This is a genomic window from Phycisphaerae bacterium, assembly GCA_035275405.1.
In the GTDB taxonomy this organism is placed as follows: Bacteria; Planctomycetota; Phycisphaerae; order UBA1845; family UTPLA1; genus DATEMU01.
The window spans coordinates 563,981-578,019 of the sequence record DATEMU010000015.1 but is presented as its reverse complement, the minus strand read 5'-3'; the positions used below and the strand labels follow the sequence as shown (position 1 = coordinate 578,019).

Annotated in this window: 7 protein-coding genes; 6 read left to right on the top strand and 1 reads right to left on the bottom strand. The window is 57.5% G+C overall.

Annotated elements, in window-relative coordinates:
• Positions 1 to 150 precede the first annotated feature (150 nt).
• Entirely contained in the window at positions 151 to 726 is a 576-nt protein-coding gene (locus VJZ71_20150; protein HKQ50397.1) for an ECF-type sigma factor, read from the top strand.
• A 184-nt stretch (positions 727 to 910) separates the two neighbouring features.
• Positions 911 to 3,586: a serine/threonine-protein kinase gene (locus VJZ71_20145; protein ID HKQ50396.1), complete on the top strand. Its 2,676-nt coding sequence runs from the start codon at positions 911 to 913 to the stop codon at positions 3,584 to 3,586.
• A gap of 413 nt (positions 3,587 to 3,999) precedes the next feature.
• Here the strand turns inward: VJZ71_20145 and VJZ71_20140 are convergent, their stop codons facing one another.
• Positions 4,000 to 7,029, bottom strand: a complete 3,030-nt coding sequence (locus VJZ71_20140) for a LamG-like jellyroll fold domain-containing protein (GenBank protein HKQ50395.1) — start codon at positions 7,027 to 7,029, stop codon at positions 4,000 to 4,002.
• 867 nt (positions 7,030 to 7,896) lie between these two features.
• Between VJZ71_20140 and VJZ71_20135 the strand changes: the two genes are divergently transcribed.
• The 4 genes from VJZ71_20135 to VJZ71_20120 all read left to right on the top strand — a co-directional run bounded on the left by VJZ71_20135 (position 7,897) and on the right by VJZ71_20120 (position 13,370).
• Complete coding sequence (locus tag VJZ71_20135) at positions 7,897 to 8,751, top strand: S8 family serine peptidase (GenBank protein ID HKQ50394.1); 855 nt, start codon at positions 7,897 to 7,899, stop codon at positions 8,749 to 8,751.
• A 375-nt stretch (positions 8,752 to 9,126) separates the two neighbouring features.
• Positions 9,127 to 9,819 carry a hypothetical protein gene (locus VJZ71_20130; protein ID HKQ50393.1) on the top strand — a complete coding sequence of 231 codons (693 nt, stop codon included), beginning with the start codon at positions 9,127 to 9,129 and terminating at the stop codon, positions 9,817 to 9,819.
• A 45-nt stretch (positions 9,820 to 9,864) separates the two neighbouring features.
• Positions 9,865 to 10,305 carry a hypothetical protein gene (locus VJZ71_20125; protein ID HKQ50392.1) on the top strand — a complete coding sequence of 147 codons (441 nt, stop codon included), beginning with the start codon at positions 9,865 to 9,867 and terminating at the stop codon, positions 10,303 to 10,305.
• Positions 10,306 to 10,607: 302 nt separating this feature from the next.
• Positions 10,608 to 13,370: a MopE-related protein gene (locus VJZ71_20120; GenBank protein ID HKQ50391.1), complete on the top strand. Its 2,763-nt coding sequence runs from the start codon at positions 10,608 to 10,610 to the stop codon at positions 13,368 to 13,370.
• Positions 13,371 to 14,039 lie beyond the last annotated feature (669 nt).

Here is a 14,039-nt window from a genome sequence, read left to right as displayed (position 1 = left end):
GGGGCGCCACTCGCTCATCCATGTTCATTAGCGAGTTTCAAGTTCAGCGTACGCCAGATTTTCATGGCAAGCGATTGGCGGGGCGGGACACAGTGGTACAATGGCAGACGCAACTCGAGTGAAAACAAGGGGTTCGGAGAGGTGGTGGGAATGTCTGACGTCACTCAGATTCTTCAGGCGATGGATCGTGGGGATGCGGCCGCGGCGAGCGAACTGCTTCCACTGGTCTATGAGGAGCTGCGCCGCCTGGCGGCGTCAAAACTCGCAACGGAGCGGCCCGACCACACCCTCCAACCGACCGCCCTCGTTCACGAAGCATTCTTGCGCCTGGTCGGATCTCCGATCCACACCTTTCAGGGCCGCGGGCACTTTCTGGCCGCTGCCGCCGAGGGGATGCGGCGGATACTTGTTGAATACGCCCGGAGCCGAAATGCGCTCAAACGCGGCAAGGGGCGTAAGGTACAGCTTGAATGGGCCAGTGTTGCAACAGTTGCAGATCTTCTGCCCGAAGAAAAAAGCGATGAGATTTTGGCGTTAGACGATGCTCTCCTGCGCTTAGAAAAGGAAGACCCCGGCGCCGCCAAGCTCGTTCGGCTCCGGTTCTTCGCCGATCTCAGCATCGACGAGACCGCCGATGTGTTGGGGATTTCCCCCCGCAGCGTGAACCGGGAATGGGCTTTCGCCCGAACGCGGCTGTTGCAAATGCTGCGGGGCAAGTCGATGTAAAGGGCATCTCGCAAGGAGCAACATCCAAATGTCGTCTGCACGCGCCAAAGACATTTTTCTCGAAGCCCTTGGGCAACCGCCCGAAGAGCGAACTGCATTTGTCGATCGAGCCTGCGATGGTGACACCTCTCTGAGAGCAGAGGTCGAAGATCTACTGAAAACTCACGACGAAGCTGGCCAATTCATGAATCGCCCAGGTTTCGATCGAATTACGATCGCCACGCAGCGCACCGTAGTGGACGGCGACCCCCTGGGGACATGCGAACTCCAGGGAGTGGTCATCGACCGTTACAAGCTCCTCGAACAGATCGGTGAGGGAGGTTTTGGAACGGTATGGATGGCGGAGCAGCGCGAGCCGGTGACGCGCAGAGTTGCACTGAAGATCATCAAGCTTGGAATGGACACAAAACAGGTGATCGCCCGCTTCGAGGCGGAGCGGCAGGCCCTTGCGATCATGGATCATCCCAACATCGCCAAGGTCTTCGATGCCGGCGCGACCGAAACGGGCCGTCCTTATTTCGTAATGGAGTTGGTCAAAGGTGTTCCCATTACGCAATATTGCGATGCGCAAAACCTCGCGCCACGCGATCGGCTGGAACTGTACATCTCCGTCTGCCAGGCTGTGCAACACGCCCACACCAAGGGCATTATTCACCGCGATATTAAGCCGTCGAACGTGCTTGTCTCGCGGCACGACGACAAGCCTGTGGTGAAGGTTATCGACTTCGGAATAGCAAAGGCCACGGCGGCGCGACTTACCGAAAAAACAGTGTTCACCGAGTTTCGCCAGATGATCGGAACGCCGGCGTACATGAGCCCCGAGCAGGCGGGACTGTCAGACCTTGATATCGACACGCGGACAGATGTCTACAGCCTTGGTGTCCTTCTATACGAACTTCTAACGGGGACGACGCCGTTTGACGTCAAGACCCTACTGAGCGCGGGTTACGCGGAGATTCAGCGAGTCATTCGTGAGGTGGAGCCGCCCACGCCAAGCTCACGGCTGTCGACGATGAAGGACGACCTGCCATCGGTCGCGGCCAATCGCAGGACCGAGCCGGCGCACCTGATGAAACTGGTTCGCGGCGATCTGGACTGGATCGTCATGAAATGCCTCGAGAAGGATCGGGCCCGGCGCTACGAAACCGCCAGCGGAATGGCCGCTGACATTCAGCGCTACATCGCGGGGGAGCCTGTGCTCGCTGCGCCGCCAAGCGCGGGCTACAAGTTTCGCAAGTTCATCCTCCGCAACAAGGCGAGCGTGACCGCCGGCGCGATTGTCGCCGTGGTGCTGATCGCAGGCATCATAGGCACGACGTGGGGAATGATATGGGCACTACGTGAACGGGACCGCGCCGACAACGCGGCCGGCGAAGCGCTCGTGGCCCGCGGCGAGGCCCAAGCACGCTCCAAAGATCTCGAAAAGGTCGTAGCATTCCAATCGGCCCAACTCTCGGGAGTAGACGTCATGCAGATGGGCGTCCAGCTTCGCCGGGATATGCTCAACGGGATCCGACTGGCTGGCGAAAGAACGCGGGCGCCTGATACGGCGACCGAGGCCAGTGTTGCGGCGGCGGATGGCGCGCTCGCGAAAGTCGATTTGACGGGCGTGGCGCGATCGGCCATGGAGGGCAGCATATTCAAGCCCTCGATCGATGCGATCCGCGAGCAGTTCGTAGATCACCCAAAAATTCGCGCCGACCTGCTGATGAGTGTCAGCGACACGGCACGTCGTCTCGGCGCGCTGGACATCGCTGAGGGGCCAGGCGTCGAGGCAGTGGAGATCCGAACGGCTGACCTCGGCCCGAACGACGCAAAAACGCTCGACGCGCGCATGTACCACGCCCTACTGCTCAAGGACAAAGGCCGGCTTGACGAATCGGAGAGGGAGATGAAGGAGTGCATTGCGCTCGCCCTCAGCACGCACGGCAACAACTCGGAAATCACAATGGACTTGCGGGCCAACTTCGCCGCAGTGTTGGCCGCGCGAGCGCAGTTCCAAGACGCGGCCGATCTCTACCGGCTCGCCCTGCCTTGGTACGAAGAGCACGCCGGCCGATTGGACCAACAAACACTTGGGAGCTTGGCGTCGCTCGCGTCCGCGCTGAGCAACTTGGGGCGGTTCGAAGAAGCCGAGCCACTCTTCCGCGAGTCCGTTCAGGGTTTCCGTACCGCCTACGGCAAGAACAACATGCGGACTCTCCAGGCGCTCAACAACCTCGCTGGCTTCTATCGCGCCAAGAAGGACTATGGCAAAGCCCGTGAGGTGTACGAGGAGGCCCTGCAGGCCGGTCGCCAGGCGCTGGGCGAGGACCACTGGCTGACGCTCATGATCGTCGACAACATCGGAGGCATCTTATTCGCACAGGACCATTTTGATGGAGCAGCTGAGTTCGCACGTTCAGCACTCAATGGGCGCCAGCGAGTTCTTGGCGCGAACCACGCGGCGACGCTCCGTTCGTGCTTCAACCTTGCAAGGGTGCTCGAATCGAAAGGGAAAGCCGACGAGGCCACGACGCTCTATCGGCGCGCCGCCGAAGGCTTCCGCGGGGCGTACGGCGAATTCCATTCGTACACCATCTCGGCCCGCACCGCGCTCAGCGGACTGCTGATCGCCCGCGGACGGTTCCAGGAGTGTTCGGATCTTCTGCTCAGCGAATCCGCACAGTTCGATGGTCACCCAGAAGCCACGAAGGATAGGCGCCAAGCCGTGGTCCGCGCACTGAGCATCCTGTATGAGAAGTGGGACGCCGCTGAACCGGGGAAGGGCTACGACGCCAAAGCTGCAACGTGGCGCGCCAAGCTCCACGCATCGACAAGCCAGCCGGTGTCATCACAACCTGTGGCCGGCGGCAAATGATGCTTGCCAGTGAGTTCGGTTAGTCGAACAAGTGTGGGGAGGCCCCCAAGCGATTGAAAAATGGCACCGTTTTTTCGATGAGGGCCGTCAATCCTGCGGCCGGCGGGCACAACTGATTTTGGCCCTGGGCGGATTCATTCGTGCAGCTCGTTTCAGGTAAACGAGTTATCGTGCTGTTAGCACTTGGGCACAACATCAGAACGATAATCGCAAGTGCCAGCAGCAAATTCTAATCGCTAAACGATCGTTGTTTTTCGGAAGTGCTGGTTGTGACTTCGCGGTGAACCGGAGAGCGCAGGAATTGGCTCTAGTATTTGACGGGAGGCCAATACTCCAAACCTTGGGCTGATTAGGGGTCAGGAGTTTTGGAATTCACTTGCTGCCAGGTTCGATCGGTCGCGCTCCCCCCGAGTTCAAGTTCCCGCCAACAGAGCCATGACAAATGGCTGTATATCTCGAGAATCAATGAAACTGTCACGATTCGCATCGACTCGAGCCAGGCTGCATCCCGTTCCAGCGGTCACGAAACCGATAGGATCCATTATTGCGAATATGAACGGAGCGATATCCGCGTGGTCCACAACGCCATCGCAATTTGGATCCACGTCTACTGGAAGTGGGCAACCCGCCGTGTCGACCTGCGCGAGCGAATGCGTCGCCGGACACGCATCGCAAGAGTCCCCGCGCCCGTCGCCATCTTCATCCGCTTGCTCAGGATTTGTCACGTTCGGGCAGTTATCGAATTCGTTCGGAACGCCATCCGCATCAAGATCGCCCAGATCGTCCACCGGACCCACCGGAATGGTATCGCTGCCGACAGAGTTCCCGCTGAATCGCTGATAGCATGCCCACCAAATCTGGTAGTCGATTAGCGTAACCAGGCCGTCGCTGTCGAGGTCGGCCATTGGGTTGAACTTCGGATCAGCGGGGTCGAGGCCGATCGCCCCCTGGATGATCGCTAAATCCATCTCGTCGACCTCACCGTCTGAATTCAGGTCGCTAGATTCTGGACACGGCGCCGCTGGCAGAAACGAATAGACGATCACCGAACTCATGATCTCAAAGCTTCCCTTTTGTGAAGGATCGAATTCGAGCGTCACATGGTGCAGACTGGTGGGCAGGTGCTGCGTGAACCTCACCATCGCGGTAATGCTCGGACTATCCCCCGGGCTTATCGTGATGGTGCCTAATACCGGCTCACTGGGAGGCAGGCCATTCAAGCTCACGACGCTCTGTGGCGGCTGGGCCCCCCGAGTTTCAACCGAAACCCGATACGGAATTACAAGCGTGGTCTGACCAGTATTCGCCAATTCCCACCCAATGGTTCCCCCAGTCATCGCGTGGAGCCGGCCGAAGTTTTCGCCTGGCCCCTCGCCGACTTTAGCGCAGGGCGAACACGGTGGCGGGCAGTAATCCGCCGGTACGCCCCTGATTCTACCTGGACACTCGATGACTTCTCCTGTGCTCTCATTCCTTATCTTTACCGAAAAGCACGCGACATCTCCGACATCGATCAGGTCCAGTGGCCGAAAGACACGAATCGTGCGACTGCGACAGCGGCCTGGCTCGATAAAGACAGGACTCGCGAATAATAGGTCGACTTGCGGCGCGCTGGCTGTACATAAGCCATCAGAGGAACCGGCGGCGAGACCTTGAACAGACACGTCGAAGTAAGCGAAGTCGGCCGAATAGTTGCAGATCGTAATCCGCACGTCGACAAAATTCTTGTCCACGCAGATCGCCGTTTCCTTTGGTACGCCACAGGGCGCAGCATATCTACATTTTCCGCAATTATTCGCCGCATAGAGACCGGCAATCTCCGGCGACGACAATGCTCGGCGGAACAATTCAAGTTCGTCGATGTTTCCGAAAAAATTGGCCGGAAACCCCGTATTGGGGTCATTGCCAGCGCCAATGCGCAGAGGCGACCCATTGCTAAGATCACCAGGTACAAGCGTGGGATTAAAGGACTGCGCGCCGGAATCCGTCGCGATAGGCTGGCCGTCGAAAAAAAACCGCCCGCCGTTAGCCTGATTACGGTTAACTGTTACCGCGACATGATGCCACGACGATGCATCGAGTCCCTGAAGAGACGCGGAGTAATAGGTCTGTTCGTTACAGATGTCGTCTGCAAGTGTTAGTGCTAGGCGATTTCCGTCGAGAAAGAATTCGTACCCAAGGGGAGCTATGGAGCCCCTTTCGCCACCTATGCAGCAAGCAGGATCCGGCCAGCCGGCCGCGAATTGGCACTGCATGATCAGGTAGTCTAATTGATCCATGCAGGGGCCAACGCCGTCACAATTGATATCACAATTCACTTCCGTTAAGTTGTCCCGTTGAATTTTGTTTGTTTCGAGGCACAAGCAATAATTAAACAGATTGAGATCGTCCTGGTCAACATCGCCGTCGCCGTCCTGATCACCGTTGCAAGGACAGAGACAGGGCGCATTTTCGTTGCGGGCCAACTTGTGGACAATGGGTTGCATGCCGGCGGGTGAAGTCTTGATCCACGCATCAATAGTGACTTGGCTCATGGGTTCGAAATCAAGTTCGTCCGCATCTGGGACTTGTACTGTGCTGTTCGAAAACGAAAATGCATCGTTTACTTTACCGGGCACGTATAGCGCCGCGCCAGTTGGTTCCCAAGTACCGTTATGGTCGGTTTTTGCGAAATTCAACGTATTCCGGTCGCCAGTCCACCAACCCTCGAGGTTCGCCGGCGGAGGAACACCAGGCGCGGTGATCTGCATTGTGGACTGTTTCCATTCGATGCAGCACCGGTCGATCACGGCCAACTTTACCTGGTAGCTACGGCATGGTCGGATATTGACCGGAAACTCAAATGCCGTTGGCCGGCCAGCTCGCAGTGGTGTGCCCGCTGGAGGCCAGCATCCTGAAAACGCCCCTGGGACGCCCTCACAGATTTCCCAGTAATGCCACTCAATATCCCCCGTGCTACCCGATCCGTCGACGTAAAGGCCATTCGGGCCGCAGCGGGTGGAGACAATGTTGAATGCCGCTTCTGCCCTTTGGTCGAATTGGGTCAGGTTTACTTCATCGACAACGATGTGGTAGCCCTGAGCAGCCCGTACAAACAGGTACTGATAGGGTTGGTCGGGAACAAGAATAGCGCCCTCGCACTGCGCCCACATCTGTAGGCAAATTTCTGCCGCAACTGGGAAGCCATCGCCAAGCCCCGCGCCTGGCGGAGGCCGCACCGCATTGTCTGAAGGAAAAGCCTCCATGGCTAAGTAGGCGATCCACTGCCCAATCTGGTGCGTTGCGTCGCGATCTGTGCCAGCGACGAAGCCGACATGATAATTGCACCCAACCTTCAGGGGTCGGTCCAGCCGAACCCCGATCGCTTCGTCCAGATCGTTGCCCTGGCCCTCCCCAAAGCTGCGCAAAAGAATCCAGTGTGTTCCCTGGAATGCCTGCGTCACGATTCCTTCAGAATCGCTGCACGCCGCGCTTGCACTCGATCGTAACGACGGGGTGCCTCTCGCCGCGAACCAGTCCGACAAGTCGCCGAACACGCAGTCGCCGCTGTTTGTGTCCCGAAGCTCAAATCCAGCATTCGGAACGATCGCGTGAACACACAGGTGGGCCAGGTCTCCAACGCAAGTCCCTGCTGTGGGTCCCTGACACGGGGTTCCGCGGGGGTCGATTAGCTGTGCTTTAAGTGTGACGGCCGGAGCGACGGCGGTCGCCATGTAGAATAACAACCGCGCACACTTGTGTGTTGGGCATGTTGACATGATCAAATTACTCCGCTTTATCGCATTTCCGACTTGATGTGAAATCGCGCCAGGAATTGATCGCGGCCGTGGGGATCAACCATGAGCCGAACGGACATGGTGCCCACAGTAAGTAGTTCTCACTCGGGATCCTCCATTTGCCAGGCTTTCAACCATAATCCTACCGTGCTGAGCCTTTGGGTTTCAACGGAAAATGAGGTCTTGTGGTGCGTACTCACCGACCGGCCACTCAAACATGCCAATCCTGCCCTTTTAGCCCCGGAAAGAACGCTTTGGGGTTGTTTCGGTGCAGTGTGGCCCATACGTGCATAGGCATCATCAATCGATCCACCCTAGCGCGACTGCTGACTACTTTGCCGCAGGTGGGCACAACGATTTTTGAGCTTCCGTGAATTGAAGAGTGCAACCTTATCAACGAGAACAGCTTAGCATGCTGCTAGCACTTGGCCACACCATGAGGATGATAGGGCCAAGCGCCAGCAGCAAATTGGGGGGCATTAAGGACATGGCTGGCCTGAGTTTAGCCGCTCCTAATGCCGTCTGCATCAAGGGATGACAGAAGGACAAGTTCGGCTCGGCGCGGCGTTTCCCCCGCCCCGCGCTACGTTTTTGCACCGCCGTTCACAACTCGGGACGCCAGTCGCCGGGACGGCCGGCGCCGCCACCAACAACAGCGTCGGCATTTCCGGCGTCGCCTGGAATTGCATGATCATGCCGCTGCGGGTCAGCAGTCCTGGTGGCATCGTTTCTTGGTCGAACCTCGCCACTGCGCTGTCCTGGGCCGCCGACCATCGGGCGAGAGTGGCCAACATCAGCTTCGCCTTCGGTGCCAGTCCGACGGTAAGCAGCGCCGCGCAATACTTCCAGAGCCATGGCGGCGTAGTGACCGTCTCGGCCGGCAATTACAGCACGGTCCACATCAATCCCGACAACCCTTACCTGTTGGTCGTCAGTGCGACGGATTCTGGTGACAAACTTACTACCTGGAACGACACCGGCAGCGACATCGATTTGGCGGCCCCCGGCGTCAGTATTCCTAGCACTTGGAACGGCGGCGGCTACGGATCGAGGAGCGGATCCTCCATGTCCGTCCCGATCGTCGCGGGGGTTGCGGCACTGGCGATTTCGGCCAATCCAAGCCTCACGGCCTCCCAGGTGCAGGACCGGCTCGGCGCTTTCTCAGCGACGGTCAAGCAATCGGCCGACGATCTTGGACCCGCCGGCGGGGACCCCAGCTACGGCTGGGGCCGCATCAACGCCGGCCGGGCCGTCGCATTGGCCGCGGAAACCAGATCGCCGCCGCCCGGTACCACGCCGCCGACCGTCAGCAGTCCAGGTGGAATTCGCGGAGTTGGACCAAATACGCCCACGGGCTGCGACGCCGAACGACCCCTTCTACATCAATGACTGGCAACTTGTCGACTCTAACCATTATTGGAACAGGACTTACACGATTCTGTGATTCCCAAAACATGAACGGTCGCGGCTTCTTGCCCCGAAGGTCACACGTGTCGTACCGGTTAAGTAGGCAAACGCGCCGGTGCTGAGGCGCGCGGAGCTTTGGCCTTTCTGTTTATGGCAGGTGGATTATGCGGCGAACAAGCTCCCTTTCTGCTATCGCCTGAATTCGTTTTTCGAAACAGCCCCCAGCGGCTGGCCCTTTTGGAGGCGAGCCGGTGGTAGTGCATCGGGGGAACCCTCCGGCGGGAGGGTCCCTCGCGGCTAACGCCGCTCCCGGGCGAACCGGGCAACCCGTCCCGCGGCACACCTGGAGAAATCCTTATGCTCTGGATCGCATACATATTCACAGACTACCAGCTCAGATCCCTTTACCGACCTTATCGAGATGGACGACCGTCGGTTATCGACAGCGCTCTCGCGGAGCTTTTCCGTGAGGTATTGCTTGTTGCGCGGCAGCGAGGACGAAACGCTCAACGCGTTGAGGCCTACGGAGGCGCTGCGATTGCCGGTCTTTGGATGAGCCTAGGTCGGTTTCACGGTACGGAAGAAGTTTTTCCGCGCTGGGCGAAACGAGTCATGCGGAACAAGCTAATTGACTACTATTGGGATGAGCGTGGGCCGCAGCAGACGATCACAGATCTCGGCCCCGAGTCGCGGGTATCTGTCAAACAAGCGCCGGCCAAACGGCAGCCGGATATCTTGCTCATTAAAGAGGGGTTAGAGTGCCGATGTCAGCTTCTCGGAAGAATCAAATCTTGGCTCGCCCAGCTCGACGAGCGGGTTCACAAACTCTTTCGGTGCCGCTATCAGGCACAGCACACGTTCGCCGAGTGTGCGCTGGCAATTCACGTCGCGAAGCCCCGGGCGTGGTTTCTCCACGAGCGCGAGATAGGCCGGCTGCTTGAAGTACTCGCGGACGCTTTCCCTTCAATCGGCTTGACCAGAGATCGCCTTATCGATCTGTTGTGGGCTGAGTCCTTGTGGGCAGTCGACGAGTCGAACCTGGCGGCCTGAGGGATAGTGGACGCCGACAGCGGAAAACACCACAGGATTGTCATCATGGAAGAGCGACCAAATGGGGAACCGTTAGTGACACGCGAAGGCTTCGACACCAGCCGCAGGGCGGTCGAAATGTTAGGTGAGAATCATGGGCTCGGGGAGATCATCCGCAGTCAATGGGGATCCGAGCCTGTGCTCACCGGGGAGTCGCTCGCGATGCTCGAGCGAGTGGCGGGGCAGATGGCTCTCGCGAAGCTGTCGCCCGACCTGATTGAGATTTTTTTCAGTCAAATGCTCGTTGCCACTTTCACGGCTATCTACGCGGTCCGACGGGGCTACTACGAATACTGGAAGGACTTGATGGAGAATCCTAGTCGGCGGCTGCCAAATTCTACCCGCCGCCAAAAGAGTAAGCCGCCGGGCCAGCCCACTCGGGGTTCTGAATCGGGCGGCGAACCTGGAGACAAAACAGAGGGTCATCATCCGGGATTAGGCGAGTGAAATCCGGGGCTTCGAGTGCTGCTACGCAATGGTCGGTTGGGGCAGTCGTTTACGCGGACCAGCAAAACAGGTTTCTCGGATTCGCTCCCAGGTGAAGCTGACCATTGCGATGCGCCTCCGTGCAATGCGGCATTGCTGGCGCGATCTCTCAGGTGCGAATAGGTCGCACGATTTGTCATGCGTTCGCGCAGGCCTGATTCTCACATCTTCGTCGGACGCCCAAGCTGAGATTTTTAGAGCATTTTTTAGTCGAGCCGGTTAACGGCTGCCCAGAACGTCAGTATGAATAGTAGGAGCACGCCATGAAGACTTCAAGAACATGTATCCTGATCGAACTTCCCAGTCTACTTTTCGTAGTCCTCGGCCACGCATCCGAGGCGGCGACTCTCACAGTGCAGAGTACCCCGGCTACGGGCGCGGTGATCCAGGCACTTCCATCATCCGCAGGCGGAACCACGAACTATGTCAGAACCGGAGTTTCCGGAAGCGTCTCGCTTACCGCGCCGGCCACCTTTAACGGAGCCGATTTCGTCAAATGGACTGTGGTTGGGCTCGAAGATTTTCCAAGCCGTTACCTCCAGATTGCGATGATCCAGAATTGGACGTGTATCGCGGTCTATGAGACGCCATCCACATGCGGCAGCCCTTGCAGCCTGAACATCACGAGTCCGGACGGCGGGGAGTACTTCTGCGCGGGAAACACGGTGGCCCTGGAGTGGAGCGGAACATCGACGCCGGGATGTCCAGACGTGATCATCGAGCTTTACAACGGTGGAGCCATCGCGCAGCTCTTCAACATCCTAGCCAACAACGGTGGCTACTCCTGCACGCTGTCCCAAGGCCTAGAACCTGGCGATAGTTACAGATTCCGTATTCTCTGTTATGACTGTACCAGCGCGTGTTCGGATTGGAGCAATGCGTTTTCGGTTGTCGCGCCACCACTGGTTATCCAGAATCCAACAGATAATGCGATCTGTAATGGACAAACTCATCAGCTCTGCGCCGACGCGTCCGGTGGCCACATTAATAATCAGTGGCAAAAATGGACGGGAAGCGCGTGGCAAGATGTCGGGAATACCGAATCGTGCTATTCAACAAGCGTCGCGGGCACGTACCGCTGCAAGATCTGGAACTCTTGTGGCACAGTCTATACCAACAGCGCCCTCCTAACGGTGAACTCGCCGCCATCGATCACTGGTCAACCACAAGGAACCACAATTTGTTCTGGTGTGACGCACCAGTTCTGTGTGACCGCCACCGGTAGCGGCTTGAGTTATGAGTGGCAGAAGGATGGAATCAACATCCCAAACGCCACGTCCTCCTGCTACACGGCCAACCAGGCCGGTTCCTATCGCTGCGTGGTGTCCGGAAGCTGTACACCGCCGGCGACAAGCAACAGCACCATGTTGACGGTGAACTCGCCGCCAACCATCACTGGTCAACCACAGGGAACTACAATTTGTTCTGGTGTGACGCACCAGTTCTGTGTGACCGCCACCGGTAGCGGCTTGAGTTATCAGTGGCAGAAGGATGGAGTCGCCATCCAAGGCGCCACGTCCTCGTGTTACACGGCCAATCAGGCCGGTTCCTATCGCTGCGTAGTGTCCGGAAGCTGTACACCGCCGGCGACAAGCAATAGCGCCACGTTGGTCGTCTCGACGACAGCGAATTGGTATCCCGATCAGGATGGCGATGGGTTTGGTAGCGCAATCGCGCATCCTATGACAACGTGCATACCGCCGGCTGGATATGTGCCCAACAATCAGGACTGCAACGATTCGAACAGCTCAATCCACCCCGGTGCAAGCGAATCTCAGTGCGACGGTATTGACCAAGATTGTGTGGGAGGCGATCTCTGTCCACCGTGCTTTAGTAACGGGGGGGACTCTGACAACGATGGTGTCTGCACCAACATTGACAACTGCCCGAATACGCCAAACGCTAATCAAGCCAACTGCGATAGCGATGCACAGGGAGACGCATGTGACAACGATGATGACAACGATGGTGACCCTGACATTACAGATTGTGCGGACTGTGACCCAACGCGGAGCCATGGCACGCCTGAAATTTGCTCCGACGCCATCGACAACGATTGTGACAACCTGACCGATTGCGCCGACGCTGATTGCAGCGGGACTGGTTGCGTGTGTCAAGGAGGCGATAGCGATGGAGACGATATTTGTAACAACAACGATAACTGCCCAAATACCACGAACTCAGACCAGGTTAATTGCGATCATGACTCACAGGGAGATGTCTGCGACACCGATGATGACAACGACAGCACTCCTGATGTGAATGACTGTCAACCCTGCAACCCTAATGTTCATCCGGGCGCGTTTGACGTGCTGTGCGATAATATTGACCAGGATTGCTCAGGAGCAGACTCATGTCCTCCCTGTTTCAATAGCGGAGGGGACGTGGACAATGACGGTATTTGTAACAATAACGATAACTGCCCCAACACCGCAAACCCGGACCAGGCCAATTTCGACAACGATGCCGAAGGGAATGTCTGCGACACCGATGATGACAACGACGGCACTCCTGATGTGAATGACTGTCAACCCTGCAACCCTAATGTTCATCCGGGCGCGTTTGACGTGCTGTGCGATAATATTGACCAGGATTGCTCAGGAGCAGACTCATGTCCTCCTTGCTTTGTGCAAGGCGGCGACAGTGACCGTGATGAGATTTGTGATTCCATGGATAACTGCCCCACCATTGTCAATTCACTGCAGGCTGATAGCGATGGCGATGGCAGCGGCGACGAATGCGACAACGACGACGATAATGACGGCGATTCCGATGACGTAGATTGCGACGATAATAATGCTGCCATCCGACACGGTGCAACCGAGATTCTGTGCAACGGCATCGACGACAACTGCGATGGAGGCGACAGTTGCAGACAAGATTGTGCGGAAGGATCTCAAATGTGCGGGACTTGCGGAACATGCGTTACACCAGCGGTAATTGGCATGTTTGGCTGCATGATGGGGGCAAAAACTCAGCGAAGGCGAAGAAGGAATCGTGATTTGAACGGGCCTCGCATGAGGTAAACGCCCGTCGACATGTCGATGTCGCCGGTCGAGGGTATGTTGTACAATAGCTACCCACTGGTTAGACACGAAATCTGCAATCAACGATCAGGCCGTAACACCAACCTAGAGCACCGTCGAGTGTTTTCAGCTACTCGACGGCGTATTCTTGCGTATCCGTCTATGTCCATCACTTCGCAGCTTGACCAGCTAATCGCACGAAGCGTGTGTGAAATCAGGGCGGAGTGGAGTGGTCAAAAGCTACGCAAGGCAGACCGGCACACGACCGACTAGTCGCACGAGGCGTGGGAAGCCCCAGCGAGATCGATTATGGCACCACAACTGCGAGACGGGGGGGTCTCCCTTGCGGCCGGCGGGCACAACAGTTTTAGCGCCTCTGTGAATTCGAGAGCGCAACTTTTTCAGCTAGAACAACTTAGCGTGCTGCTAGCACTTGGACACAAGGTGAGGATGATAGGCCCAAGCGCCCGCAGCAAGTATTGCGTCAGCAAAGGCATAACGGCCAGAGTTTAGCCGCTGTTGAGGCCCTTCCGCCGATCAAGGGTTAACCCTTATTACGGAAAACCTCGAAAACCGCATCAACTCAGATGCAGTACGCCAGTTTGTTAACCTTCGAGTGTGTTTGCCTCTCGACGATCCTCCACGTGTGCGCGATGCCCCTAAGGTCAT